The 23,424-nt window shown below is 72.7% G+C and carries 24 protein-coding genes; 11 read left to right on the top strand and 13 right to left on the bottom strand.

Going from position 1 to position 23,424, the window contains the following annotated elements; genetic code table 11:
- Window positions 1–112: 112 nt before the first annotated feature.
- The 3 genes from AB5J73_RS36700 (at window position 113) to AB5J73_RS36690 (ending at window position 3,415) form a co-directional block, all read left to right on the top strand.
- Entirely contained in the window at window positions 113–886 is a 774-nt protein-coding gene (locus tag AB5J73_RS36700; protein WP_370963408.1) for a DUF4333 domain-containing protein, read from the top strand.
- 69 nt (window positions 887–955) lie between these two features.
- A complete protein-coding gene (locus AB5J73_RS36695; RefSeq protein WP_370963407.1) occupies window positions 956–2,158 on the top strand; it encodes a GNAT family N-acetyltransferase in 1,203 nt (400 codons plus the stop codon).
- Between the two features lie 42 nt (window positions 2,159–2,200).
- On the top strand, window positions 2,201–3,415 hold the full coding sequence (locus AB5J73_RS36690) for a GNAT family N-acetyltransferase (protein WP_370963406.1): 1,215 nt from the start codon (window positions 2,201–2,203) through the stop codon (window positions 3,413–3,415).
- On the opposite strand, the gene AB5J73_RS36685 is transcribed toward AB5J73_RS36690, so the two are convergent.
- On the bottom strand, window positions 3,412–4,356 hold the full coding sequence (locus AB5J73_RS36685; protein WP_370963405.1) for a 5'-3' exonuclease H3TH domain-containing protein: 945 nt from the start codon (window positions 4,354–4,356) through the stop codon (window positions 3,412–3,414). The genes AB5J73_RS36690 and AB5J73_RS36685 overlap by 4 nt on opposite strands.
- A gap of 198 nt (window positions 4,357–4,554) precedes the next feature.
- Here AB5J73_RS36685 and AB5J73_RS36680 point away from each other — a divergent pair, with 198 nt between their 5' ends.
- The 4 genes from AB5J73_RS36680 to AB5J73_RS36665 are packed head-to-tail and all read left to right on the top strand — an operon-like array spanning window position 4,555 to window position 6,706.
- Entirely contained in the window at window positions 4,555–5,697 is a 1,143-nt protein-coding gene (locus tag AB5J73_RS36680; RefSeq protein ID WP_370963404.1) for a M24 family metallopeptidase, read from the top strand.
- On the top strand, window positions 5,694–6,149 hold the full coding sequence (locus tag AB5J73_RS36675) for an Lrp/AsnC family transcriptional regulator (protein WP_370963403.1): 456 nt from the start codon (window positions 5,694–5,696) through the stop codon (window positions 6,147–6,149). Before AB5J73_RS36680 ends, AB5J73_RS36675 begins: the two co-directional genes overlap by 4 nt.
- Before the next feature lie 46 nt (window positions 6,150–6,195).
- A complete protein-coding gene (locus AB5J73_RS36670; RefSeq protein WP_290062008.1) occupies window positions 6,196–6,420 on the top strand; it encodes a hypothetical protein in 225 nt (74 codons plus the stop codon).
- A complete protein-coding gene (locus AB5J73_RS36665) occupies window positions 6,407–6,706 on the top strand; it encodes a hypothetical protein (RefSeq protein ID WP_125316436.1) in 300 nt (99 codons plus the stop codon). The genes AB5J73_RS36670 and AB5J73_RS36665 overlap by 14 nt, the downstream gene beginning before the upstream one ends.
- 84 nt (window positions 6,707–6,790) lie before the next feature.
- Here AB5J73_RS36665 and AB5J73_RS36660 read toward each other — a convergent pair whose 3' ends face one another.
- A complete protein-coding gene (locus AB5J73_RS36660; RefSeq protein WP_370963402.1) occupies window positions 6,791–7,870 on the bottom strand; it encodes a GDSL-type esterase/lipase family protein in 1,080 nt (359 codons plus the stop codon).
- A 115-nt stretch (window positions 7,871–7,985) separates the two neighbouring features.
- Window positions 7,986–8,888: a LysR family transcriptional regulator gene (locus tag AB5J73_RS36655; RefSeq protein ID WP_370963401.1), complete on the bottom strand. Its 903-nt coding sequence runs from the start codon at window positions 8,886–8,888 to the stop codon at window positions 7,986–7,988.
- A 96-nt stretch (window positions 8,889–8,984) separates the two neighbouring features.
- Here AB5J73_RS36655 and AB5J73_RS36650 point away from each other — a divergent pair, with 96 nt between their 5' ends.
- Entirely contained in the window at window positions 8,985–9,824 is an 840-nt protein-coding gene (locus AB5J73_RS36650; RefSeq protein WP_370963400.1) for an oxidoreductase, read from the top strand.
- Here the strand turns inward: AB5J73_RS36650 and AB5J73_RS36645 are convergent.
- The 4 genes from AB5J73_RS36645 to AB5J73_RS36630 all read right to left on the bottom strand — a co-directional run bounded on the left by AB5J73_RS36645 (window position 9,821) and on the right by AB5J73_RS36630 (window position 14,176).
- Entirely contained in the window at window positions 9,821–10,165 is a 345-nt protein-coding gene (locus tag AB5J73_RS36645) for a VOC family protein (RefSeq protein WP_370963399.1), read from the bottom strand. The two genes, AB5J73_RS36650 and AB5J73_RS36645, sit on opposite strands and share 4 nt — an antisense overlap.
- 78 nt (window positions 10,166–10,243) lie before the next feature.
- Window positions 10,244–10,912, bottom strand: a complete 669-nt coding sequence (locus tag AB5J73_RS36640) for an ABC transporter ATP-binding protein (RefSeq protein ID WP_370963398.1) — start codon at window positions 10,910–10,912, stop codon at window positions 10,244–10,246.
- Entirely contained in the window at window positions 10,909–11,601 is a 693-nt protein-coding gene (locus AB5J73_RS36635; protein ID WP_370963397.1) for an ABC transporter ATP-binding protein, read from the bottom strand. The genes AB5J73_RS36640 and AB5J73_RS36635 overlap by 4 nt, the downstream gene beginning before the upstream one ends.
- Window positions 11,594–14,176: an ABC transporter permease gene (locus AB5J73_RS36630; protein WP_370963396.1), complete on the bottom strand. Its 2,583-nt coding sequence runs from the start codon at window positions 14,174–14,176 to the stop codon at window positions 11,594–11,596. Before AB5J73_RS36630 ends, AB5J73_RS36635 begins: the two co-directional genes overlap by 8 nt.
- 310 nt (window positions 14,177–14,486) lie before the next feature.
- On the opposite strand from AB5J73_RS36630, the gene AB5J73_RS36625 reads away from it, so the two are divergent.
- Together AB5J73_RS36625 and AB5J73_RS36620 are read left to right on the top strand one after the other, a co-directional pair.
- Window positions 14,487–16,202, top strand: coding sequence for a glycosyl hydrolase family 18 protein (locus AB5J73_RS36625; RefSeq protein ID WP_370963395.1), 1,716 nt, complete (start codon window positions 14,487–14,489; stop codon window positions 16,200–16,202).
- A gap of 118 nt (window positions 16,203–16,320) precedes the next feature.
- Window positions 16,321–16,863, top strand: a complete 543-nt coding sequence (locus AB5J73_RS36620; protein WP_370963394.1) for a carboxymuconolactone decarboxylase family protein — start codon at window positions 16,321–16,323, stop codon at window positions 16,861–16,863.
- Here the strand turns inward: AB5J73_RS36620 and AB5J73_RS36615 are convergent.
- The 5 genes from AB5J73_RS36615 to AB5J73_RS36595 form a co-directional block, all read right to left on the bottom strand.
- Window positions 16,852–17,805: a zinc-binding alcohol dehydrogenase family protein gene (locus AB5J73_RS36615; protein WP_370963393.1), complete on the bottom strand. Its 954-nt coding sequence runs from the start codon at window positions 17,803–17,805 to the stop codon at window positions 16,852–16,854. The two genes, AB5J73_RS36620 and AB5J73_RS36615, sit on opposite strands and share 12 nt — an antisense overlap.
- 6 nt (window positions 17,806–17,811) lie before the next feature.
- Entirely contained in the window at window positions 17,812–18,672 is an 861-nt protein-coding gene (locus tag AB5J73_RS36610) for a dioxygenase (protein WP_370963392.1), read from the bottom strand.
- A gap of 11 nt (window positions 18,673–18,683) precedes the next feature.
- The gene (locus tag AB5J73_RS36605) at window positions 18,684–19,475 is read right to left on the bottom strand and encodes a citryl-CoA lyase (RefSeq protein ID WP_370963391.1); all 792 of its coding nucleotides are present in this window, start codon (window positions 19,473–19,475) and stop codon (window positions 18,684–18,686) included.
- Window positions 19,468–20,625 (bottom strand): CaiB/BaiF CoA transferase family protein, encoded by a 1,158-nt coding sequence (locus tag AB5J73_RS36600; RefSeq protein WP_370963390.1) that lies wholly within the window; start codon window positions 20,623–20,625, stop codon window positions 19,468–19,470. The genes AB5J73_RS36605 and AB5J73_RS36600 overlap by 8 nt, the downstream gene beginning before the upstream one ends.
- A 157-nt stretch (window positions 20,626–20,782) precedes the next feature.
- On the bottom strand, window positions 20,783–21,592 hold the full coding sequence (locus tag AB5J73_RS36595; RefSeq protein WP_370963389.1) for an IclR family transcriptional regulator C-terminal domain-containing protein: 810 nt from the start codon (window positions 21,590–21,592) through the stop codon (window positions 20,783–20,785).
- A gap of 133 nt (window positions 21,593–21,725) precedes the next feature.
- On the opposite strand from AB5J73_RS36595, the gene AB5J73_RS36590 reads away from it, so the two are divergent.
- Complete coding sequence (locus AB5J73_RS36590) at window positions 21,726–23,135, top strand: amidohydrolase family protein (protein WP_370963388.1); 1,410 nt, start codon at window positions 21,726–21,728, stop codon at window positions 23,133–23,135.
- Between the two features lies 1 nt (window position 23,136).
- On the opposite strand, the gene AB5J73_RS36585 is transcribed toward AB5J73_RS36590, so the two are convergent.
- Entirely contained in the window at window positions 23,137–23,421 is a 285-nt protein-coding gene (locus tag AB5J73_RS36585; RefSeq protein WP_370963387.1) for a hypothetical protein, read from the bottom strand.
- Window positions 23,422–23,424 lie beyond the last annotated feature (3 nt).

The following is a 23,424-nucleotide window of genomic DNA, read 5'->3' as shown; positions in this document are numbered from 1 at the left end:
ACGTGTGCTCGGGTCCGACCTGTGGTTGGATCGCGGGGAACACCGTGCGTACGCGGCTTTACGGCGGTTTCGGGGTGGAGAGCCAGTTGAGCGAAGCAGGCGGAGGCAGACGATGAGCACGCCGTATGGCGGCAACGACCCACAGCAGCCCCAGTACGGGCAGCAGCCGGGCGGCGCGTACCCGCCGAGCGGCCCGCAGGAGCAGCCCCAATGGGGCCAGCAGCCGCCTTCCTACGACCCGAACCAGCAGCAGTACGGCCAGCCGCAGCAACCCCAGCAGTGGGGGCAGCAGCCGGGCGGGTACGGCCAGCCGCAGCAGCCTCAGCAGCCGCAGTGGGGCCAGCAGCCGCCGCCGTACGGGCAGCAGCAGCCCGGTGGCGGGTACCCGCAGAGCGGCCCGCAGGCCCAGCCGCAGTACGGGCAGCAGCCGGGCGGGGCGTACCCGCAGAGCGGGCCCCAGGCGCAGCCGCAGTACGGGCAGCAGCCGCCGGGCCAGTACGACTACGGCCAGCAACAGCAGCAGTACCCCGGCGCCGGTGCGCCGGAGGGGGAGCAGCCGGGGAAGTCCAAGAAGGGCCTGCTGATCGGCGTCGTCGCGCTGGTCGTGGTGCTCGCCGTCGTCGGGGTGCTCGGGTTCGTCGCACCCGGGTTCTTCAAGACGCAGGTCTTCAACAACACCCAGATGCAGACCGACGTGCAGAAGCTGCTCACCGAGACGTACAAGATCGACGGCGTCACCGGCGTGACCTGCCCGGCCGAGCAGAAGGTCGAGGACGGCGCGAAGTTCGAGTGCACCGCCACGATCGCGGGCAAGCCGCAGCAGGTGCCGATCACGGTCAAGGGCGACGGCGGGAACTACGAGGTTTCCCCGCCCGCCACCAAGTAGCGCGCGAGGAGTCCGGTCGCCGGGGAATTCCGGTGGCCGGACTTCGCCGTTTCCGGAGATGATCCGGGGATGAGCGATTTCGAGATCCGGACGCTGCGCACCGACGAGCACCGCGCCGCGAGCGACCTGTTCCGCGACACCGTGCACTTCCGCCCGGCCACCGACGCGGAATGGGAACACTCCGGGCGCACCTACCAGCCCGGCGGGGCGATCGGCGCGTTCGACCCGGAGCTCATCGGCACGGCGCGGTTCTTCGACGCGGAGCTGACCGTGCCGGGCGGGGCGCGGGTGCCGATGGCCGCCGTCACCGGCGTCGGTGTCCGCGCGGACCGGACCCGCCGCGGTGTGCTGCGCGCGCTGATGGCGGCGCAGCTGGAGGAGTTCTCGGCGCGCGGGGCGGTGTGCGCGAACCTGCTGGCTTCCGAAGCGTCCATCTACGGCCGGTTCGGCTACGGCCTGGCGACGCGGAACCGCACCTACGTCGTCGACCGGGCGCGGGCCCGGCTGCGGCCGGACGCCCCCGTTGGCGGCGAAATCGAACTGCTCGACGCCGACCGGGCCTGGGAGGTCCTCCCCGGCGTCTACGACCGCATCGGGCGGCGGCCTGGGATGATGTCCCGGCCGGAAGTGGTGTGGCGGCTCTACGAGGCCCAGTGCCGGCGGCGCAGCCAGCCGATGAAAGCGGTGGTGCACCACGGTCCCGACGGGCCGGACGGCTTCGCGACGTACTTCGTCGAGGGGCTGGAAGCGCACCCGTGGACCAAGAACTTGGAGGTCCCGGACCTGTTCGCCGCGACGCCGGCCGCGTTCGCCGGGTTGTGGCGGTTCCTGCTCGGCGTGGACCTGGTGGACCGGATCGTCGCCGAGGAACGCCCGCTCGACGAGCCGATCGAGCTGCTCCTCGAAGACCACCGCCTGCTGACCGAGAACCGGATCGGTGACGAGCACTGGGTGCGGCTCGTCGACGTCCCGAAGGCGTTGGGCACGCGGGAATACGGGCCCGCCGAGCCGGTCGTCGTCGAAGTCACGGACCCGCTGCTGCCCGACAACAGCGGCACCTACCGGATCGGCCCGGACGGTGCCGGGCGCACCGACGGGCCCGCTGCGCTCCGGCTCGACGTCACCACGCTCGCGATGCTCTACCTCGGCACCTGGCGGGCGTCGGCGCTGGCCGGCGTGGGCCGGATCGAGGTGCGGGACCCGTCCGCCGCCGCGGCGGCGGACGTGCTGTTCGGCACCCGGTCGGTGCCGTGGAGCGGCTCCCACTTCTAAAACGGGGTGCCGCGGCCCGCGCCGGGCGGCAAGATCGGCGGCATGACCGCCTTCGACGTCCGCCCCGTCACCGAGGACGAGCGCCGCAGCACGTTCGACCTGCTCGGCCGTTCCCTGCACAGCAACCGCGTCAGTGACGACCTTTGGTCCCGCTTCGGGGTTTCGTGGCCGGCGGCGCACAAGTTCGGCGCGTTCGACGGCGACACCCCGATCGGGATCGCGAGCTCCTTCGACACCGATCTCGCGGTGCCCGGCGGCGGGGTGCTGCCGGCCGCCGCGGTCGACGGCGTCGGGGTCCGCGCGGATCGCACGCGCCGCGGGGTGCTGACCGAGCTGATGCGCGTCCAGCTGGCCGACATCGCCGCGCGCGGGCTGCCGCTGGCGGTCCTGCACGCGAGCGAGCCCACGATCTACGGCCGCTTCGGCTACGGCTCGGCCGCGCTGGGCAAGACGATCCGGGTGGCGCGGCCGGCGGCCCGGCTGCGCGAGGGCGTCGCGCTCTCGGGCGAGGTGCGGATGCTGACGCCGGACGAGGCCGTGAAGGAGATTCCCGGGCTGTACCACCGGATCGGTCGCCGCCCGGGCACGGTCGGCCGCCCGCCGCAGTGGTGGCCCGTCATGCACGACCGGCTCGCCGGCGTGGACGGCGACCACGTCGTGGCCGTCCACAGTGGACCTGACGGGGACGACGGGTTCGTCGTGTATGAGACCCTCAGCCGCCGGTCACCGGACGCCCCGGACGAAGGCGCGTTGCTGAACGTCCGCGACCTGCACGCCGGCGGCCCGGCCGCGCTGGCCGGCCTCTGGCGGTTCCTGCTGTCGGTCGACCTGGTTTCCGCGGTGCACGCGCGCCACCGCCCGGTGGACGAGCCCCTGTCGGCGATGCTGACCGACCACCGGCACGCCGCCACCCTCGCCGTCGAGGACGACCTGTGGCTGCGGCCGGTCGACGTCCCGGCGGTGCTGGCGGCCCGGACGTACCGGGCGGCGGCACCGGTGGTGCTCGCGGTGACCGACCGCCTGCTGCCCGCCAACACCGGGCACTACGAGGTCGGCCCGGACGGCGCGCGGCGGACCGGCGCCGCCGCGGACCTGACCCTCGACGTCGACACCCTCGGCATGCTGTACCTGGGGGAGTGGAGCGCCACGGCGCTGGTGCACGCGGGCCGCGTCGAGGCCGGGGACCCGGCCGCGGTGGCCCGCGCGGACGAGCTGTTCACGACGATCTCCGCACCGTGGTGCGGCACGCACTTCTAGGCGCCGGGGAGGGCCTTGAGGAGCCGTTCGACGGAGTTGCCCAGGTTCCACCGCTCGGCGAGCTCGGCGACCCGGTCGGGGTCGGCGGGTACCGCGGGCACGGTGTCGGGGCGGGACTGCTCGACCGGCGCGTCGACCGCGACCCGCACCACGGTGGGTGCGACGGCGAGGTAGTCGGCCGCGTCGGAGAGCCGGAGCCGGGTCTTGAGCGGGACGCGGGAGTCCCCGGCCGCCGAGGCCTCGAGCAGCGCGTCCAGCGAGCCGAACTGCGTGATCAGCTTCGCGGCGGTCTTCTCGCCGATCCCCGCGACGCCGGGGAGCCCGTCGGAGGGGTCGCCGCGCATCACCGACATGTCCGCGTACGCCGGCCCGGCGGTCTCGCGCGGCAGGCTGTAGCGCTCGGCGATCTCGGCCGGGCCCAGCACCTCGGCCTTCGCCCACCCCCTGCCGACGTAGATCACCGAAGCGGGTGACGGCTCGGTGCGCACCAGCTGGAACAGGTCGCGGTCCCCGGTGATCACCTCGACCGGGACGTCCTTCTCCCGGGTCGCCAGGGCGCCGATGACGTCGTCGGCCTCGTAGCCCGCCGCCTCCGCGGTCGCGAACCCGAAGGCCTCGAGGAGGTCGAGGATGATCGGCACCTGCGGGGTGAGCGGGTCGGGCACCTCTTCGACGTCCGGGCCGCTCCCGGTCTCCTCCGCGACCCGGTGGGCCTTGTAACTGGGGAGCAGGTCGGTGCGGAACTTCGGCCGCCAGTCCGCGTCCAGGCAGCACACGAGCCGGGCGGGCCGCCGGTCGGTGAGGATCCGCGCGATCGTGTCGGCGAACCCGCGCACGGCGTTGACCTGCGTCCCGTCCGCGGCGCGCATCGAGTCGGGCAGGGCGAAGAACGAGCGGAAGTACAGGCTCGCGGAGTCGAGCAGGGCAAGGGATCCGGTCACCCGCACAGCCTGCCACGCCCGGCAGCTGAAGGGGACGTTCCCCGCGTGAGACGCGCTGAAGGGGACTTTCCTCGCATCTGATGCGAGCAACGTCCCCTTCAGCGAGCTTCGGCGGGGGAGGGGAGGTGCGTCACCCGGCCCGGCATGTCGCGGGCCCGCCGGGCGATCCGCCCGCCCGGGCCCGGCTAGGCTCGCCCCATGTCGCGCCGATCCCTCCACACGCCAGCCCCCGACGCCGCCGCCCTCCGCGCTCGCCTCGACCGCGCCCGCACCGCCGCCGCGGCCGCCGGTACCGATGCCCTGCTGATCGCGCCCGGCTCCGACCTGCGGTACCTGCTCGGGCAGGCCGGTGGCTCGTTCGAGCGGCTCACCACCCTCGTCGTGCCCGCCGACGGCACGCCGGCGCTCGTCGTCCCGAAGCTGGAGGCGCCCGGGTACGCCGACGTCCCGACCGACGAGCTCGGCGTCGAGCTGCTCACCTGGGTGGACGGCGACGACCCGTACAAGCTCGTCGCGGACCGGCTCGGCAAGCCCGGCCGCGTCGCGGTCAGCGACTTCACCCCGGCGCTGCACGTGCTGGCGCTGCGGGCCGCGCTCGGCGAGGCCGAGCAGACGCTGGCCGGCCCGGTCGTGCGTGAGCTGCGGATGCGCAAGGACGCCGCCGAGATCGCGTCCCTGCGGGAGGCCGGCGCCGCGATCGACCGCGTGCACGCCCGCGTCCACGAGTGGCTGCGGCCCGGCCGCACCGAGGCGGAGGTCGGCGCCGACATCGCCGCGGCCATCGTCGAGGAGGGCCACGTCCAGGCCGACTTCGTGATCGTCGGCTCGGGCCCGAACGGCGCCAGCCCGCATCACGACGTCTCCGACCGCGTCATCGAGAAGGGTGACGTCGTGGTCGTCGACATCGGCGGCCCGCTGCCGGCCGGCTACAACTCCGACTCCACCCGCACCTACGCCGTGGGCACGCCGCGCGACGCCGACGTGGCCGAGACCTACGCGGTGCTGCAGCGCGCCCAGGCCGCCGCGGTGGCCGCGGTCAAGCCGGGCGTCACCGCCGAGGCCGTCGACGCCGCCGCGCGCGACGTCATCGCCGAGGCCGGGTTCGGCGAGTACTTCATCCACCGCACGGGTCACGGGATCGGCCTGGACGTGCACGAAGAGCCGTACATCATCGCCGGCAACGCGCTGCCGCTGGAGCCGGGCATGGCCTTCAGCGTCGAGCCGGGCATCTACCAGCCGGACCGCTGGGGCGCCCGGATCGAGGACATCGTGATCGTCACCGAGGACGGCGTCGAGTCCGTCAACAACCAGCCGCACGAGCTCGTCGTGCTGGACGCATGACACCCGGCGGCCTGGAGCCGCTGGACCAGGCGATCGTCCAGGAGCTCGCGGCCGACGGGCGGCGCAGCTTCACCGACCTCGCCGAGCGGGTCGGGCTGTCGGTGTCGGCGGTGCACCAGCGGGTGCGCCGCCTCGAGCAGCGCGGGGTCATCCTCGGCTACACCGCGCGGCTCGACGGCGAGCAGATCGGCCTGCCGCTCACGGCGCTGATCTCGCTGACGCCGAACGACCCGGGGGCGCCGGACGACTACCCGCAGCGGATCCAGCACATCAAGGAGATCGAGTCGTGCTACTCCGTGGCCGGCGACGAGTCCTACATCCTGCTGGTGCGCGTCCAGTCGCCGCTGGCGCTGGAGGACCTGCTGCGCCGGATCCGCGAGTCCGCGAAGGTGTCGACCCGCACGACGGTGGTGCTCTCTACGCCGTTCGAGGGACGTTCGCCGACGTTCTGACGTCGGCGGTCCGCCCGGTGGCCGGAGCACTGGTACGGTAAAAGGTATGGCAACACGTAAGGTCACTCTTTCGCTGGACAGCGGCGCGCTGGAATTCGCCGAACGAGCCGCGAAAGCCCACGGAATCTCGGTCTCGTCCTGGCTGTCGAAGGCGGCCAGGCGCGAGGCGGTTCGCACGGGTTACACCCCGCGGAAGCCGGAGCCGGCCCTCGCGGAATCGGACGAGGCCGAGCGCAGCGCGGCGGAAAAGGATCTGCGTGCGCAGGGGTGAAGTCTGGACGTACCACCCCCCGACCGAACCGGCCCGGCAGCGCACGGTCGTGCTGCTGTCCTCGGACGGGGTGAACGAGTCCGAGCGGCCCTGGCTGCTCGGTACCGAACTGCTCGAACGCGACCCGCAGGACATCCTCGGCGTCGCGATCGACGCGCGCTACTGGGTGTCGACGCTCAACCTGACCCGGCTCTACCGGCCGTGGTTCGACGAGCGGATCGCCGAGATCGACCTCGAAGTCCAGGAGCGCATCGACATCGCACTGCGAGCGGCGCTCGATCTTTGAGTGTATAACGCCCTATACCGCTGGGCGGACTTGACAAACAGCCGTGGTACCGACTGGAAACCCCGCTGCGGACCTGCGGGGGGTTCAGCGGGCGACGACCTCCGGGGCCGAGTGTAGCTTCCCGTCCGCACCGGCCAGGCAGGACGCGTTCCCTTCGCGGGCCGCGATGAACTCCGTGAGGCAGTTGGCGATCGCGGCGTGCCCGGCGGCGTTGGGGTGGAACGACTCCTGCAGCGCGTGGCCGGCCCGGTCGGCTTGGCCGAGGTCCGCCAGCTGCAGGGTGAGCCGGGTGAACCACTCGGTCGCGGGGTTGGCCCCGCCGCTGCACGCTTCGTGCTTGACGCCGGCTTTGGCGAGGTCGAGGAACCGGGCGCCGGTTTGCTGCGCGGCCGCTTTCAGTCCGGAGGAGAGGACGCCGATCCCGGTCTGGGAGATCCAGCGGAGGTCTTCGACGCGGAACGGGCAGCCGTTGAGGGTGCGCAGGTCTTCGGGCAGGTCCGGGCCGATGGGTGCGGCGTAGGACTGCAGGACGAGCTGGTAGTCGGCGGGGACGTAGCCGGCTTGGGCGAGGACTTTCTTGACGTCGGAGACGGCGGTCGCGACCTTGGGGACCATGGCGTCCACTTTGGACTGCCAGCTTCGCTTGAGTGCTTCGCTGCAGGGCGGGCCGCCGGGGTCGAACCAGGCTTTGAAGCATTCGGTGACCTGGTTGGAGAACTTGGGTTCGTCGTTCGCGCCGACGGCGATGACGACGGCGGCGACGCGGTGGTCCTTGACGAGGGTGGCGAGCTGCTGGGCTTGGGAGCCTTCGGTCCACTGCTTGGTGTCGCCGAGGGCGACCTGTTCGGCGGGGGCGCCGGAGCAGCCGAGGTTGACGTGGGCGGTGATGCCGGGGATGGCGATCTTTTCGACGAAGGCGTTGGGGGAGCGGTGGCACCAGTTGCCGCCTTGGCCGTTGGTGGTGGCGGTGTACTGGCCGGCGCCTTCGCCGGAGACGGTGCTGTCGCCCATGGCGACGACGGTGAGCGGGCCGGTGCCGGGTGGGCCTTGGCGGGGTTGCGGTCGGCCGTTTTTGCTTTCGGAGCCGAAGAAGACGAACGAGCCGATCAGCAGGGCCACGCAGACGAGGACCAGTGCCCCCCAGTACCACCGAAGACGTCGCATCGGCGTCGATTCTACGGATGGGGTGGCCGGTGCGGTGCGGGATGGTGTGCGTGCCCGGTCACTCCGGGAGCCGGCCGGGGTCGCTGCGTGCGGCAGCTGCTTCCGCGGGCACCTGCTAGCCGGCTTGGGTGAGGTCGGTGGTCACGGCGAGCTGGACGGCGACGTCGGTGATGGTGCGGATCGCGGGGTTGTCGTTGCCGGGTGACCAGACGAGTTCGGTGCGGGCGCGGTCGCCGTCGAGGGGGACGAAGGCGACGCCGGTGCGGCGGAGGCTGTGGGAGGAGCGGGTCAGGCGGGTGACCCCGACGCCGGCGGCGACGAGGCCGAGGAGTCCTTGGACGGTGGCGGCGCGCTGGACGACGTGCGGGGTGAAGCCGGCGGCGGCGAAGTCGTCGTCGTAGGCGCGGTGCCAGGGTTCCCAGCTGGTGCGTGGGGTGAGTACCCATGGTTCGGCGGCGAGGTCGGCGAGCTTCAGGGCGGGGCGGGTGGCGAGGTGGTGGTCGGCGGGGAGGACGGCGCAGACCTCTTCGGTGAGCAAGGTTCGTGAGGTCAGGTCGTTGACCAGTGGTGGGCGGGTGAAGGCGAGGTCGAAGCGGCCTTCGCGGAGGCCGTCGACGAGTTCGGCGATGGACGCTTCGGCGGTCGTCACCGCGAGGCCGGGGAACCGTGCGCGGACGGCGCGGACGATCGGGGGCAGCAGGTAGTTCGCGGTGGTGGTGAGGAAGGCGAGCCGGGCGGTGCCGATTTCGCCGCGGACGGCCCGGCCGAGGGCGGCGACGGCTTCGTCGGCGCGGGTGAGGACCGCGCGGGCTTCGGGGAGGAACAGTGCGCCGACGGGGGTGAGGCGGGTGCCTCGGGTGTCGCGGTCGAAGAGGCGGGCGCCGAGGGTGCGTTCGAGGGCGGTGATCTGCTGGGAGAGCGATTGCTGGGCGATGTGGAGGCCGGCGGCGGCGCGGGTGAAGCTGGTTTCGTCGGCGACGGCGACGAAGTAGCGCAGTTGCCGGAGCTCGGGGGTCACAGGCTCAGACTGTAGCCGTGGCAGGTGACCGGTGTTGGCGTCCCGGTGGTGATCGTCCGCAGGATGGCGGGAGGAAACCACTGGGAGGAACGGAAGATGACGAACACCGACGGCCGTGTCTGGCTGATCACCGGGTGCTCGGCCGGGTTCGGCCGGGAGATCGCGCTGGCCGCGCTGGCGGCGGGTGACCGCGTGCTGGCGACCGCGCGGCGGCCGGAGACGCTGGCGGAGCTTCAGGAGCGCGGTGGTGACCGGGTCGCGACGGCGGCGCTGGACGTGACCGACGAAGGGCAGATCGACGCGGCGGTGAAGGCGGCGCTGGCGGCGTTCGGCCGGATCGACGTGGTGGTGAACAACGCGGGGAACGGCTCGGTCGGTGCGGTCGAGGAGCTGACGATGGGTGAGCTGCGCGGGTTGCTGGACGTGATGTTCTTCGGTGCGGTGGCGGTGACGAAGGCGGTGCTGCCGCACTTGCGGGCGCAGGGCAGTGGCACGGTCGTGCAGATCAGCTCGATGGGTGGTCAGCTGTCGATGCCGGGCTTCGGTGCTTATTGCGCGGCGAAGTACGCGCTGGAGGGTATTTCGGGGGCGCTGGCGGCGGAGGTGGCGCCGTTCGGGGTGCGGGTGCTGATCGTCGAGCCGGGTGCGTTCCGCACGGAGTTCGGTGGTGGCCGCATGCAGCGTTCCCGCTCGATCGAGGCGTACGCGGTTTCGACGTCGGGTACGCGGGAGGCGGTGGAGGCCATGGACGGTACGCAGCCGGGTGATCCGGCGAAGGCCGCGGCGGCGATCGTGCGGGCGGTCGGGAGTGCGGATGCGCCGCTGCGCCTCGCGCTGGGCGCGGATGCGGTGGAGGCGATCCGGGCGCAGCACGAGGCGCTCGCGGCGGACCTGGCGGCGTGGGAGGACGTCAGCCGGGCGACCGCGCTCGGTTAGTCCTGGAGCAGGCCGAGGACGTTGCCGTCGGCGTCGGTGAAGGTCGCGACCAGGCGGCCGTTGCCGACGTCCTTCGGCTCGTCCTTGATCTGGGCGCCGGCGGCGGTGACTTCGGCGAGCTTGGCCTTGATGTCGTCGACGTGCCAGTAGGTCACCGGGCCGGTCATGCCTTGCCGGGCGCCGTTGGGGACGAGGCCGATGTGCTGGCCGGCGGTGTCGTAGCCGACGTAGTAGGGGGCGTCGGCCTGGGGTTCGGTGCCGAGCAGGGCGGTGTAGACGGCCTTGGCGGCGGCGAGGTCGGTGACGGGGTGCAGGACGGTCTTGATCCCCTGGGTGCTCATCGTGGTGCTCCTGGAGTAGGTGTGCGGTACGGCGATGACGCTATTCCGGGCCGCTGACCTGTGCTTCTCGATTCCTGATCAGTCCAGCAGGGCGGTGAGCACGCCGTCGAGGAGGCGGACGCGGCGGTCGGCGATGCGGTGGACCTCGTCGTCGTGGGTTGCCACGATGACCGCGGCGCCTTCGGCGGCGCATCGGCGCAGCAGGCGCAGGACGCGGGGGGTGGAGCCGGCGTCGAGGTGGGCGGTGGGTTCGTCGGTGAGCAGGACGCGGGGCCGGCCGGCGACGGCGCGGGCGAGGGCGACGCGTTGCTGCTGGCCGAAGGACACCTCGAGGGGGTAGCGGTCGCCGAGGTCGGCGATGCCCAGTTCGTCGAGGAGTTCGGTGACCCGTGCGTGGATTTCCGCGGGGGCGGGGCGGGGGATGTCGGAGCGGAGCCGGAGGGGGAGGGCGACGTTCTCGGCGATGGTGAGTTCGTTGGCGAGCCCGAGGGCCTGGGGCAGGACGGCGCAGGTGTGCCACGGGGGTGCGCCGGTGATGGGGACGCCGTCGAGGAGGACGCAGCCGGAGTCGGGGGAGTCGAACCCGCACAGCAGGGCCAGCAGTGCGCTCTTGCCGGAGCCGGAGCGGCCGGAGACGGTCACGAGTTCGCCGGCGCCGACGCGCAGTTCGAGGCCGCGCAGCACTTCGATGTCGCCGCTGGGGTGGGTGAAGCTGCGGCGCAGGCCCTTGGCTTCGACGAGGGTCATGGCAGCGGTTCCCGTTCTTCGACGTGTTCGAGGGTGCCCTTGTGCAGCCGGGCGACTCGTGCGCCGAGGTCGATGAGGCGGTCGTCGTGGGAGGCGACCAGGACCGCGAAGTCCTGGTCCACCAGGTACCGCAGGGTGTCGAGGACGAGGTCGGCCGAGGCTTCGTCCAGTTGGGACGTGGGTTCGTCGGCGAGGATGACCGTGGAGCGGGCGGCGAGGACGCAGCCGAACGCGAGGCGCTGCTGCTGTCCGCCGGAGAGCGCGGAGATCTTCCAGTCGCCGGTGCCGTGCAGGCCCAGCTGGCCGAGGATGTCGTCGGGGTTGCAGTCGGTGCCGGCGGCTTCGGCGGCGGCGCGGAGGTTTTCGGCGACGGAGAGGTAGCCGAGCAGGTTGTCGGCGGGGTTCTGGAACACCAGTCCGAGGTGGGTGCGGCGCAGGGCGCGGCGTTCGCGGTGCTTGAGCTTGCGGATGTCGGCGCCTTGGAAGGTCAGGGTGCCGCGGGCGGGTTGTTCGAACAGGCCGAGTACCCGCAGCAGCGTCGACTTGCCGGAGCCGGACGGTCCGGCGAGGACGGTCATCCCGCGGGCGGGGACGTCGATGCTGACGTCGTCGACGCCGGTGACGAGGCCGGCGGGGGTCTGGTAGTCCACGCCGATGCCGCGCAGGGAGAAGATCGGTTTTTCAGGCACGGATCAGCTCCGCGGTCCGGGCGGTGCGCACCGAGCGCACCGCGATCCAGCCGGCGAGGGCGACGACCGCCACGCCGATGACGACGACGGTCAGGACGAAGGGCAGCGGGTCGGGTAGTTCCGAGCGTGGGGCGAGGAACGTGGCGGGGTCGAAGCGCGGTACCGAAAGGCCGGCCACGGAGATCCCGCAGACGACGCCGACGGTGATCGCGAGTCCGCTGAGCGCGCCGAGTTCCATGAGGTGGCTGGCGAGCAGGGTCCGTGGCCGCATGCCCATGCGCAGGACCAGTGCGCCGGCGAGGGCGTTCTGCCGCCGGCGGACTTCGACGGCCACGAGGAGGGCGAGGATCGCGACGACGCCGAGGACCGCGCCGAGCAGGGCGACGAAGGAGAACGTCCAGGAGACGACGAAGAACGGGAGGCCGTCGAGCGCGGTTTCGCGGCTGACGCGGTTCGGGATGAACACGCCGGCGTCGCGCAGCGCGGTGGTGGCTTCCGCCATCGGTGCCTTGGTGAGCACGCTCCACTTGGGGACGCTGTCGAGCTGGGCGTGGCTGAGGACGGTGCGGGAGACGACGTAGCCGGGTGAGGTGCCGATCATCGGGAAGACCGGCAGGTCGCCGGCGGGGACGGCGTCGGGGAGCCCGTCGGGCAGCACGGCGGTCTGCTTGGCGGTGTGCCCGACGCGGATGACCGGGGTGCCGCGCGGGTCGGGCTGCGAGATCGTGCGCAGCAGCTCGTCGAGGTCGCCGGTCGGGACGCTGTCGGCGGCGGCGCCGCGGGCGAACGTCGCCGGGTCGATGACGAGCACCACGCTGCCGGTGCCGGTGAGTTCGCCGACGACGGTGCTGGTGCCGGCGAGGGAGGTGGGCATCGCGACTTGGCCCATGCCGATCGGGCTGTCGGTGTCGAGGCGGGCGTTGCTGCCGACGAAGACCGCCGACTTGGTGTTCAGCGCCTCTTCCTGGCCGCGGGCGATGCCGATACCGGTGGCGAGGGTGCCCACCGCGAGGGTGCCGATCACGAGTACGCCGGTGACCGGTGCGCGGGCGCCGGCGAGCCGCCGGATCGCCAGCTGGAGTGCGGGTTTCGACCAGAAGCGGGCGCGGTGGGAGGCGTGCAGGGCCAGCCACGCGAGCCGGGCGGTCAGCAGGCCCACGGTCAGCACGACGAACACCGGGTAGGTCAGTGCCAGCGGATCCACTTGCGGTAATGGATTTCCGAGCCGGGATCCGCTGCCGTAGTGCGCCAGCCGGGTCCAGCCGAGCCAGGCCATGCCGGCGGTCGCGAGTTCCCAGGGGAAGTACGCCAGCACCCGCGCCCGGTTGCCCTTGCGCCGCACGCGGCCGAGTTCGAACTCGCGGTGGACGCGGACGGCGACGACGAGGGCCAGTAGTGCCAGCGAGAGCGCCAGTGTCCCCGCGGCGACCCCGCCGGCCTGCAGTTCGGCGGCCGGGTCGGGGGCGCCGGGCGGGCCGTAGACGCCGAGCAGCAGCCGGGCGGCGGCGGCTCCGGCAGCGCCGCCGACGAAGATCGGCAGGCCGAGTTCGGCGACGGCGAGGCCGCCGAGGGCGGCCGGGCCGCTGCCGCGGGCGGAGAGCAGCCGCAGCTGCGCGTGCCGCCGCTGGTACCACTGGAGGGCGACGGTGCCGAGGCCGGCGCAGCCGACGAGGACGCTGATCAGCGCGAGCGGCAGGATCGAGACGAACACGTTGTCCTGGGCCTGGCGGGCGATCTGCACCGAGCGTTCGAACGTCGGGACGTTGGCGGCGACCAGGGAGCCGAGGCCTTGGGCGGTGAGGTCGGCGCGGACGTCGGCGACGAGGTCCTGGGAGCGCCGCAGGAGGTCTTCGGCGGCGCTGAGGGTGGCCGGGGCCGGTTCGTAGAAGGAGATGTGGAAGTACTGCATCGTCGGCAGGCCGATGGCCTTGATCGCGGTGTCGAAGGTTTTCTGGTCGGTGGCGAAGACGATCGAGTCGATCGGGTCGTCGACCAGCCGGTCGATGACGGCGCCGGACTGCTGCGAGCACCACCACCGCGGCGGCGGGTCGAGCAGGTCACCGTAGATGCCGGTGACCGGGGGCAGCGGGATGCCCTGCAGGCTGGGTTTGGTGCCGACGCCGATGTGCTCGGCGTCGGCGACGACGTTGCCCAGCCACAGGCCGGGCGCGCGCGTGCCTTGCTGCAGCGTCAGGTTGTCGAGGCCGGCCTGGTCGCGGTAGCCGAGGCGGATCTTGTAGTGCGGGTCGCCGTTGAACTCGGTGCCGCGCAGCACGGTGGTGTAGGCGCCGACGACCGGGGCGCCGAAGCCGTGTGCCGGGGCGTGCCGCTGGACGGCCTGGGTGAGGGCGGGGATGTCCTGGACGCGGATGTTGCCCTTGCCGAAGACCGGGCCGTAGCTGTCGGGGCAGGTGATCCCGGTCTGGTAGGTCACGGCCGCGCCGCCGGCCGCGGAGGCCTGCAGGACCGCGGCGGTGCCGAGGAAGCAGGCGAGCAGCGAGGTCACCGCGGCCACGATCAGCGTCAGCGGGCTGGAGAGCGCGGCTTTCGGGGCCGCCCGCCACGGCTTGGTCACTCTGCGTTGTCCAATCTTCCCCCATGTCACCCGCATGGACGCGCACGCTACCGGCAGACCCGTGGTGTTGGAACGTTTTTGTCACGATCGTTAAGCGCCGGGCATGGTCACGCTCGGCTCCGGCCGGCGGTGAACCGGACTTTTCCGGCCCGGCGCAACCCCGGCGGCCATCCGGCCGGTTTAGTGGTCTAGACCTTGACGCATAGATTGGTCTGATCCAATCCTGAAGGCGTTCCCCCGTGCACCGCCGCGGCACGGTTCACCGCCGGCTCTGGAGCGCTAGATGCGACGACGCAGATTCTCCGCCCGAATGTCCGTTTTCCTGGCCGCGCTGGCGGTTTCGGCCGGTTCGCTGGTCACCACCACCGGGACCGCGCAGGCCGCCACACCGCTGCCCGCGCACGTGTTCGCGCCCTACTTCGAAGCCTGGACGGGGGAGAGCCCGGCCGCGCTGGCCCAGCAGTCCGGCGCCAAGCACCTCACCATGGCGTTCATCCAGGCCGCCACCAAGAGCTCCTGCACCGTCTACTGGAACGGTGACACCGGGATGCCGATCGCGAACTCGACCTTCGGCGCCGACATCGCCACGATCCGCTCCCGCGGCGGGGACGTCATCCCGTCCTTCGGCGGCTACACCGCCGACAACACCGGCACCGAGATCGCCGACAGCTGCACCAGCGTGGACTCCATCGCCGCCGCCTACGAGTCGGTGATCACCACCTACGACGTCCCGCGCCTCGACATGGACATCGAGGACAACTCCCTCACCAACTCCGCCGGCATCGACCGCCGCAACAAGGCCATCAAGAAGGTCCAGGACTGGGCCGCGGCGAACGGGCGCTCCCTGCAGATCTCCTACACCCTGCCCACGACCACCCGCGGCCTCGCCGACAGCGGCCTGGCCGTGCTGCGCAACGCCGTCGCCAACGGCACCCGCGTCGACGTCGTCAACCTGATGACCTTCGACTACTACGACAACGCCGCCCACCAGATGGCCACCGACACCCAGACCGCCGCCGCCGGCCTGGTCTCCCAGCTCGCCGCGCTCTACCCGGGCAAGACGCAGGCGCAGCTGTGGGCGAGCGTCGGGGTCACCGAGATGATCGGCGTCGACGACTTCGGCCCCGCCGAAACGTTCACCACCGCCGACGCCGCCACCGTCTACAACTGGGCCGTCTCGAAGGGCATCAACGAGATCTCCTTCTGGGCGCTGCAGCGCGACAACGGCAGCTGCCCCGGCGGCGCCGCCGCGGACAACTGCTCCGGCATCGCCCAGGACACCTGGTTCTTCAGCCACGCCTTCGAGCCCTTCACCGGCGGGACCTCCGTGCCCGGCAACGACTTCTCCGTCGCCGCGAACCCGGCCTCGGCCGCCGTCGACCCCGGCAAGCCCGCCACCGCCACCATCGGCACCGCGGTGACGTCGGGCTCCGCGCAGCAGGTCGCGCTGTCGGTCACCGGCGCGCCCGCCGGCGTCACGGCCTCGGTCAGCCCGGGCACCGTGACCGCGGGCGGCACCGCGACGCTGTCGGTGAGCACCACGACCGCGGCCGTGCCCGGCAGCTACCCGCTGACCGTCACCGGCACCGCCGCCTCCGGCAGCCACAGCGCCACCTTCACCCTCACCGTGAACGGCACCCCGCCCGCCGGCGGCGTCGTCAACGGCGGCTTCGAAACCGGCGCGCTGAGCCCGTGGAGCGCCGCGGGCGACGCGATCGTCGCCACCCCGGCCCACTCGGGCACGCACGCGCTGCAGGTCGTGCCGACGGCCTCGGCCACCGGCGAGGCCGCGCAGAACGTCACCCTCGCCCCCAACCACGCCTACACCCTCAAGGCGTGGGTCCAGGGCAGCTACGCCTACGTCGGCGTCCGCGGCGGGGCCAGCGCGAGCACGTGGACCTCCAGCAGCGGCTGGACGCAGCTGTCGGTGCCCTTCACCACCGGGGCCTCGGGCGCGGTGACGGTCTACGTCCACGGCTGGTACGGGCAGAGCGCCCTCTACGCGGACGACTTCAGCATCGGCTGAGGCGTTCGGCTGAGGCGTTCGGCGGCGGCCCGGTTGCGCAAAGCGGAGGTTGGCCGGGCCGCCGCGGGGCGAAAGACTCACGAGGAGGATCTTTCGCCCCGCCCCACCAGGAGGACCGATGCCGCACATCCCGCTCGACCCGGCCCTGCCCGGGATCTCCGCCCTGTTCGCCTACCGGCCGGAGACCGCGGCACCGCTCGGGCAGCTGGCCGAAGTGCTGCTGCGCGGCCCCAACTCCCTCACCGTCGGCGAACGCGAGCTGATCGCGGCCGTGGTGTCCAACGGCAACGAGTGCCGCTTCTGCACCGGCAGCCACGCCGCCGCCGCGGCCGAAACCCTCGAAGGCGGCCGCGCGGTGGTCGACGCCGCGTGCGGCGGCATCGACGACGCACCCGTCTCGGCGAAGATCAAGGCGCTGCTGTGGATCGCCCTCGCCGTCCGCGAAACCGGGCGCGCGGTCACCGACGAGCTCGTCGCGGCCGCCCGCGCCGAGGGCGCCACCGACGTCGAGATCCACGACACCGTGCTGATCGCGGCGTCGTTCTGCCTGTTCAACCGGTACGTCGACGGTCTCGCCACGGTCGCCCCGGACGACCAGGCCGTCTACGACCAGATCGGCAAGCGCCTCGCCGTCGACGGCTACGCCCGCCTAGGGAACTAGCACCACGCGTCCCGGGCGGGTCCACGCCCGGGACGCGTCCTGCAGCGCCACCCGCGCGTAGTCGACGGTGAGGGCGCCGGACATCGCGTGCCCGACCACCGTCAGGAGCGCTTCGCGGCGCTGGTCCGCGTCGAGCTCGTTGTTCGTGTAACCCCGGATGTGCAAGGACCGGCTGCGCAGCACGGCGGAGGACATCGGGCTCTGCTCACCGGCCGAGCTGCCGAGGTTGACCAGGCGCCCGCCCGGGCGCAGCGCGTGCAGCGCCGCCGCGGCCGGGAGCCCCCACACCGGGTCGAGCACGAGGTCCGGCGGGTGTTCGCCGAGCCGCCGCGCCAGGCTGCCGACGTCGTCGCCGGCTTCGAGCTGCACGGTGGAGTCCGCGCCGAGCCGCCGGGCCCGCTCCAGCGCGGCCGCCGAGCGCGCGCACGCGACGACGTGCCCCGCCCCGGCCACCCGCGCCAGCTGGACCGCCGATTGGCCGACCACGCCGCCGGCGCCGAGCACCAGCACCGTCTCCCCGGCGGCGAGGTCCCCGGTCCCGGTCAGGCACCGCCACGCCGCGACCGCCGACAGCCCGAGCGCCGCCACCAGCGCGTGGTCGGCCCCCGGCGGCAGGACGACCACGTCGGCGGACGCCACCGCGGCGTGCTCGGCCATGCTGCCGTCACCGGGGAGCATGCCCGCGGCCGTGGCGAACCAGACCGGCGTGCCCGCCGGGTGCATCGGCGCCGGCCGCGTCAGGACGCCGACCCCCTGCACCCCCGGCACGTACGGGGTCGCCGGCCGGCCGAAGTAGGACGTGCCGGACGCGCAGAGCACGTCCAGCGGGGTGATCGGGGCCGCCGTGACGCTGACCGCGACCCCGTCCGGCCCCGGTTCGGGCTCCGGCCGGTCGGTCACCACCGGCGGCTCGCCCGCCACCTGGATCTCCGCGGCGCGCACCGGGGATCACACGGGCTGGAGGACGAAGTCGTACCGGGCTTCGAGCCACGGCACGGCGGACTGCCCGCCGTCCGGGGTCGGCCCGGGGTCGCGGGGCTCGAACGCGACGACCAGTTCCTGCTTGGTGCCGAACACGACATCGGTGTCCAGGTACTCGGCGCCCTCCTGGAACAGGTGGGTGATCAGCGGCTCGTAGCCGGCCGCGTTGATCAGGAAGTGCACGTGCGCGGGCCGGAAGTGGCTGATGTCGGTCCCGCGGATCAGCTCGCCGACCGGGCCATCCATCGGGATCGAATAGCCCTTGGGCGCGATGGTGCGCACGCAGTAGGTCCCGTCGGCGCGGCTGGTGTACTTCGCGCGCAGCCGGGCTTCGTCGACATCCGGGATCTGCGACTCGTACGCGCCTTCCTCGTCGGCCTGCCACACGTCCAGCACCGCGCCGGCGACGGGGGAGCCGTCGAGCCCGCCGACGGTGCCGGTGACGTAGAGCGGCGTGCCGGGCAGGCCGTCGGACATGTCCCCGCCGAACTCCTTTTCGGGGGAGCCGTCGATGTGGAACGGGCCGAGCACCGTGGCCGGGGTCGCCTTCGCGTCGAAAGCGTGGTTCATCTGCACCACCAGCATGCTCAGGCCGAGCACGTCGGAGGCCAGGATGAACTCCTCCCGCTTCTCGTCGCTGATCTGCCCGGTTTCGGTGAGCCACCGCATCGCGGCCATCCACTCGGTCTCGCTCAGCCGCACCTCGCGGGCGAAGGCGTGCAGGTGGCGCACGAGCGCGGCCAGCACCTCCGCCGTCCGCGGGTCGTGCGCGCTCGCCCAGCGCGCCGCGGCGAGCTCGGTGATGTTGTCCTCGGTGACGAGCCGCATCGGCGTTCCTCTCAGGATTCGGGGTCCGGCGGGACCGGCCGGTTGTTCAGGTCGACCGACAGGAAGATGTCGTTCGCGACGGGGTGGCGCAGCTCCTCGGCGAGCTGGCCGATCAGCCCGGCGGTCCGGGCCAGCAGCGCGAACCCGCGCAGCAGCTCCAGCGGCAGCCCGAGGTCGGCGAGCGCCGCCCCGCAGACGCCCGCGCCGTTGAGCGGCAGCGTCTTGCCCAGCACCCGCGGGTGCACCCGCCCGATCGCGGCGAACAGCTCCAGGTGCGGGCCGCGCAGCCCTTCCTCCTCGGCGATGGCGAACAGCCGCCGGGTGCGCGGGTCGCCGTCCTTGTGCACGTGGTGCCCGAGCCCGGGGACGAACTTCTTTTCCGCCCGGCGGTTTTCGACGGTCGCGAGCGCGAGCGCGTCCCAGCCGGCCTCGTCGGTGGGCAGCTCGGCTCCGGCGAGGACGCCGTGCAGGAACCGGCCGCAGTCCTCGGTGACGCCGAGGAAGCGCGACCCGCCGCCCAGCAGCCCGGCGGCGAGCGCGCCCTGGACGGAGTCGGGGGCGGACAGGTAGGTCAGCCGGGTGACGATCGCGGTGGGGGTGAAGCCGTGGTCGGCCAGCGCGGCCAGCACCGCTTCGAAGACCCGGGTCTCCCCTTTGGCCGGCCGGCGCTGCGTCGCCAGCCAGAAAGCGAGCTCGCCGAAGCCGACCGAGCCCATCACGTCCTCGGCGAGGTCCTGGCCGAGCAGCGTGATCTTGTCCTTGGTGGACGAACCCAGCGCGGTTTCGTAGGCCGGGTCAGGCATCGCGGTCCTCCGTCAGCCAGGCGCGCAGTTCGGCGCCGTGTTCGTCGAGCTCGGGCGGCGGCAGCCGGTAGGCGGCGGGGGTCGCGGAGAACCGGATCGGGTGGCGCGTGGTCGGGACGGCGCGGTCACCTTCACCGACCTCGACGACCGGGTCGAGGCCGAACCGTTCGGCCATCGCGAACCCGCCGTCGATGGTGTTGATCGGTCCACACGGGACACCGACCTTCGTCAGCGCTTCGAACCAGTCCACCGCGGCGCGGGTCTTCAGCCGCTCGACGAGCAGCGGCCGGAGCTCTTCGCGGTTCTTCGTGCGGTCGGCGTTGCGGGCGAACCGCGGGTCGTCCGGGACGTCCGGCAGGTCCAGCACCTCGCACAGCCGGCGGAACTGCCCGTCGTTGGCCGCGGCGACGATCAGGTCGGCGTCCGCGGTGGGCAGCGGTTCGTAGGGGAAGACGCTCGGGTGCGCGTTGCCCATCCGGTACGGGACCACGCCACCGGCGGCGTAGGCGGAACTGTGGTTGACCAGCCCGGTCAGCGCCGAGGACAGCAGGTTGACCTCGACGTGCTGCCCTTCGCCCGTGGCGTCGCGGTGGCGCAGCGCGGCGAGGATGCCGATCACCGCGTGGTTGCCGGCCATCACGTCGAACACCGAGATCCCGGCCCGGTACGGCGGCCCGTCGGGATCGCCGGTCAGGCTCATCAGCCCCGAGATCGCCTGCACCATCAGGTCGTAGCCGGGCACGTGCCGCCCTTCGCCCGAGCCGAACCCGCTGATCGAGGCGTAGACGGCGCGGGGGTTGGCCGCGCGGACGGTTTCGTAGTCCAGGCCGTACTTGGCCAGCCCGCCGGGCTTGAAGTTCTCGATCACCACGTCCGCGCGGGCGGCCAGCTCGCGGGCGGCCGCGGCGTCGGCCTCGTCGCGCAGGTCCAGGGCGATCGACCGCTTCCCGCGGTTGACGCCGAGGTAGTAGGTGGAGACGTCGCCGCGCACCGGCGGCATCCACGTGCGCGTCTCGTCGCCCTGCGGCCCCTCGACCTTGACGACGTCGGCACCGAGGTCGGCCAGCAGCATCGTGGCGTACGGCCCGGCGAGCACCCGGGAGAAGTCCGCGACCAGCAGCCCGGACAGCGGGCCCTCGGGTCGATCCACGCAACGCCTCCACATCTGTCCGTCTGACGGACTGGTGTCCGCAGTCTGCTCGCGTGCGGCGGCGCGGTCAAGGCACGGGCCCGGCCCACCCGGTACAGCGGCCGGGCGACCTCGGGGCGACGCGCGGGTGGGCCCCAATCGAGGGGGTAGGGGGCGGTCAGGGCGCGGCGGGGACGGTGACGTGCGGGACGGTGTCGAGGCGGGCGAAGTCCGCGCTGATCTCCCCGGCGGTCTGGAGCAGCAGCGGCAGGTGGTGCTCCAGCAGCTTCTCGACCGGCGTCTCCGCGGCGTGGCAGTTGACGTTCACCCCGGCGATCACCCGCCCGGACCCGTCGCGCAGCGGCGCGGCCACCGACCGGATGCCCGGCGCGAGCTGCTCGTCGGTCAGTGCCCAGCCGCGGGCCCGGACTTCGCGCAGCTCGGCGTCGCGTTCGGGGCGTTCGGGCCGCCAGCGCGGCACCAGCCCGGACCGGCTCGGCTCGGCCAGCACCGCCTCCAGCTCGTCCGGCGGCAGCGCGGCGAGCTGGACCTTGCCCAGCGACGTCGGCAGCGCCGGGAACCGGGTGCCGATCTGCACGGCGAGCGCGACGATCTTCGGGACCGCCACCCGGGCGACGTAGACGATGTCGGAGCCGTCGAGCTGGGCGATCGAGCACGATTCGTTCGTGCGCGCGACCAGGCGTTCCAGGTGGGGGCGAGCGACGTCCCACAGGCCGGTCGAGCGGACGTAGGCGACGCCGAGGTCGAGCACGCGCGGGGTGAGCGCGTAGTCGCGCCCGTCGCTGCGGACGTAGCCGAGCTCCTCCAGGGTGAGCAGGATCCGGCGCGCGGTCGGGCGGGCCAGGCCGGCGGCCGTGGCGACCTCGGCGAGCGTCATCGCCGGGCGGCCCGGCCGGAACGCGGTGATCACCTCGAGCCCGCGGGCCAGCGCCTCGATGAAGTCGGGACCGGTTCCCTCGCGTGGCATGCGCCACCTCCCTCTCCGATGGTCCTGACCGCAGCGTAGCGGCGGGGATTGACACCGGCTCGGCACTGGACGAAAGTGGCGGCACCCACCCGATGTCCGTCTGGCGGACGAGTGTACGCAACTGGAGGCAGCGGTGAGCGGATCGATCGTCCTGCGGGGTGGCACGGTGCTGGCCGACGCCCACCGGGTGCTGCCCGGCGAAGACGTCCTCGTCACCGGCGACCGGATCGCCGCCATCGGGCCCGCGCTGGAGGTCCCCGCCGGCACGGAGGAGATCGACGCGACCGGCGGGCTGGTCATGCCGGGGATGATCGACACCCACCGGCACCTGTGGCAGACGGCCATGCGCGGCTACGGCGCCGACTGGACGCTCACGCAGTACTTCGTCTGGTACTACCTCGAATGGGGCAAGGTGTTCCGCCCCGAAGACATCTACGCGGGCAACCTCCTCGGCGCGTGGGAAGCGCTCGAAGCGGGCGTCACGACCACGGTGGACTGGTCCCACGGCCTGCAGACCACCCAGCACGCCGACGCCGCGGCCGACGCGCTCGAAGCCGTCCCCGGCCGGTTCGTCCTCGCCTACGGCAACATCCAGGACGCACCCGCGAACTGGACCGGCACGCCGGAGTTCCGCGACTTCGTCTCCCGCCGCACCGGCGGCGACCTCGGCTTCCAGCTCGCGTTCGACGTCACCGGCGACCCGGCGTTCCCGGAGAAACCGGCGTTCGAAGTCGCCCGCGACCTCGGCGTCCCGGTCACCACCCACGCGGGCGTGTGGGGCGCGACCGGCGACGACGGCATCCGCCTGATGCACGACCACGGCTTCATGACCCCGGAGACGGTCTACGTCCACGGCGCCTCCCTGTCGGCGGACTCCTACCACCGCATCGCCGCGACCGGCGGCTCGGTGTCGGTGTCCACCGAAAGCGAGCAGAGCGCCGGCCAGGGCTACCCGCCCACCTGGGCCCTGCGCCAGTACGGCATCCCGGTGTCGCTGTCGATGGACACCTCGGTCTGGTGGAGCGGCGACCTGTTCTCCGCGATGCGCGCGACCCTGGGCGCCGACCGATCCCGCGAACACCTGGAAGCCCACGCGAAGGGCGAAACGGTGACACACGCGGCCCTGCGCGCGGACCAGGTGGTGGACTGGGCCACCCGCGGCGGCGCTCACGCACTGGGCCGCACGGACCTGGGCACGCTGGAAGTCGGCAAGAAGGCGGACGTGGTCCTGCTGAAGAACGACGACTCGCCGGCGTCGTTCCCCGTCCTGAACCCGTACGGCCACGTGGCCTTCCAGGCCCAGCGCGGCGACGTCCACACGGTCCTGGTCGACGGCCGCGTCGTGAAGCGCGACGGCCGGCTGGTGGGCGTGGACCTCCCCGCACTCCGCCGGCGCGTCGAGGACACGGTCGAGCACCTGCGGTCGCAGCTGGGCGAGGAAGCGTGGCGGCAGGGGATGAACCCGGACGTCCCGGAGACGAAGATCCTGGACAACCCGTACACGTACACGACCTACCAGAGCGACACCACCCACGGCGGCTGAGCTACCCGTCCCCTTCCGCGGGGCCGGCGACGGGCTGCCGGACGAAACTGCTGTCCAGCCCGTCCAGCGCCCGGACGTAGGCGTCGCTGCCGAGCAACCGGAATCCGTCGTCGTCGGCGACGTCGTCGGGGTGGCTCAGCGGCCAGTCGAACGTCTTCACGTTCCACTGGGCTTCCTTGACCTCCTCGCGTTCGCGGTTGTTGTACCGCCGTTCCGCACGGGCGGCCGCCAGGTAGTCGTAACCGCGGCGGCCGATCAGCAGCCGGGCGAACTCGCGCATGGTCATGCT

Origin of the sequence: Amycolatopsis sp. cg9 (genome assembly GCF_041346945.1) — a bacterium.
In the GTDB taxonomy this organism is placed as follows: domain Bacteria; phylum Actinomycetota; class Actinomycetes; order Mycobacteriales; family Pseudonocardiaceae; genus Amycolatopsis.
The sequence above is the reverse complement of the archived record's forward strand: the minus strand, read 5'-3'. Positions and strand labels throughout refer to the sequence as shown.

Bases quoted from the DNA above. Each gene is read 5' to 3' on its own strand.
- AB5J73_RS36700 (WP_370963408.1), top strand. From the start codon at position 113: ATGAGCACGCCGTATGGCGGCAACGACCCACAGCAGCCCCAGTACGGG.
- AB5J73_RS36695 (WP_370963407.1), top strand. From the start codon at position 956: ATGAGCGATTTCGAGATCCGGACGCTGCGCACCGACGAGCACCGCGCC.
- AB5J73_RS36690 (WP_370963406.1), top strand. From the start codon at position 2,201: ATGACCGCCTTCGACGTCCGCCCCGTCACCGAGGACGAGCGCCGCAGC.
- AB5J73_RS36680 (WP_370963404.1), top strand. From the start codon at position 4,555: ATGTCGCGCCGATCCCTCCACACGCCAGCCCCCGACGCCGCCGCCCTC.
- AB5J73_RS36675 (WP_370963403.1), top strand. From the start codon at position 5,694: ATGACACCCGGCGGCCTGGAGCCGCTGGACCAGGCGATCGTCCAGGAG.
- AB5J73_RS36670 (WP_290062008.1), top strand. From the start codon at position 6,196: ATGGCAACACGTAAGGTCACTCTTTCGCTGGACAGCGGCGCGCTGGAA.
- AB5J73_RS36660 (WP_370963402.1), bottom strand. From the start codon at position 7,870: ATGCGACGTCTTCGGTGGTACTGGGGGGCACTGGTCCTCGTCTGCGTG.
- AB5J73_RS36650 (WP_370963400.1), top strand. From the start codon at position 8,985: ATGACGAACACCGACGGCCGTGTCTGGCTGATCACCGGGTGCTCGGCC.
- AB5J73_RS36645 (WP_370963399.1), bottom strand. From the start codon at position 10,165: ATGAGCACCCAGGGGATCAAGACCGTCCTGCACCCCGTCACCGACCTC.
- AB5J73_RS36640 (WP_370963398.1), bottom strand. From the start codon at position 10,912: ATGACCCTCGTCGAAGCCAAGGGCCTGCGCCGCAGCTTCACCCACCCC.
- AB5J73_RS36625 (WP_370963395.1), top strand. From the start codon at position 14,487: ATGTCCGTTTTCCTGGCCGCGCTGGCGGTTTCGGCCGGTTCGCTGGTC.
- AB5J73_RS36620 (WP_370963394.1), top strand. From the start codon at position 16,321: ATGCCGCACATCCCGCTCGACCCGGCCCTGCCCGGGATCTCCGCCCTG.
- AB5J73_RS36610 (WP_370963392.1), bottom strand. From the start codon at position 18,672: ATGCGGCTCGTCACCGAGGACAACATCACCGAGCTCGCCGCGGCGCGC.
- AB5J73_RS36605 (WP_370963391.1), bottom strand. From the start codon at position 19,475: ATGCCTGACCCGGCCTACGAAACCGCGCTGGGTTCGTCCACCAAGGAC.
- AB5J73_RS36595 (WP_370963389.1), bottom strand. From the start codon at position 21,592: ATGCCACGCGAGGGAACCGGTCCCGACTTCATCGAGGCGCTGGCCCGC.
- AB5J73_RS36585 (WP_370963387.1), bottom strand. From the start codon at position 23,421: ATGACCATGCGCGAGTTCGCCCGGCTGCTGATCGGCCGCCGCGGTTAC.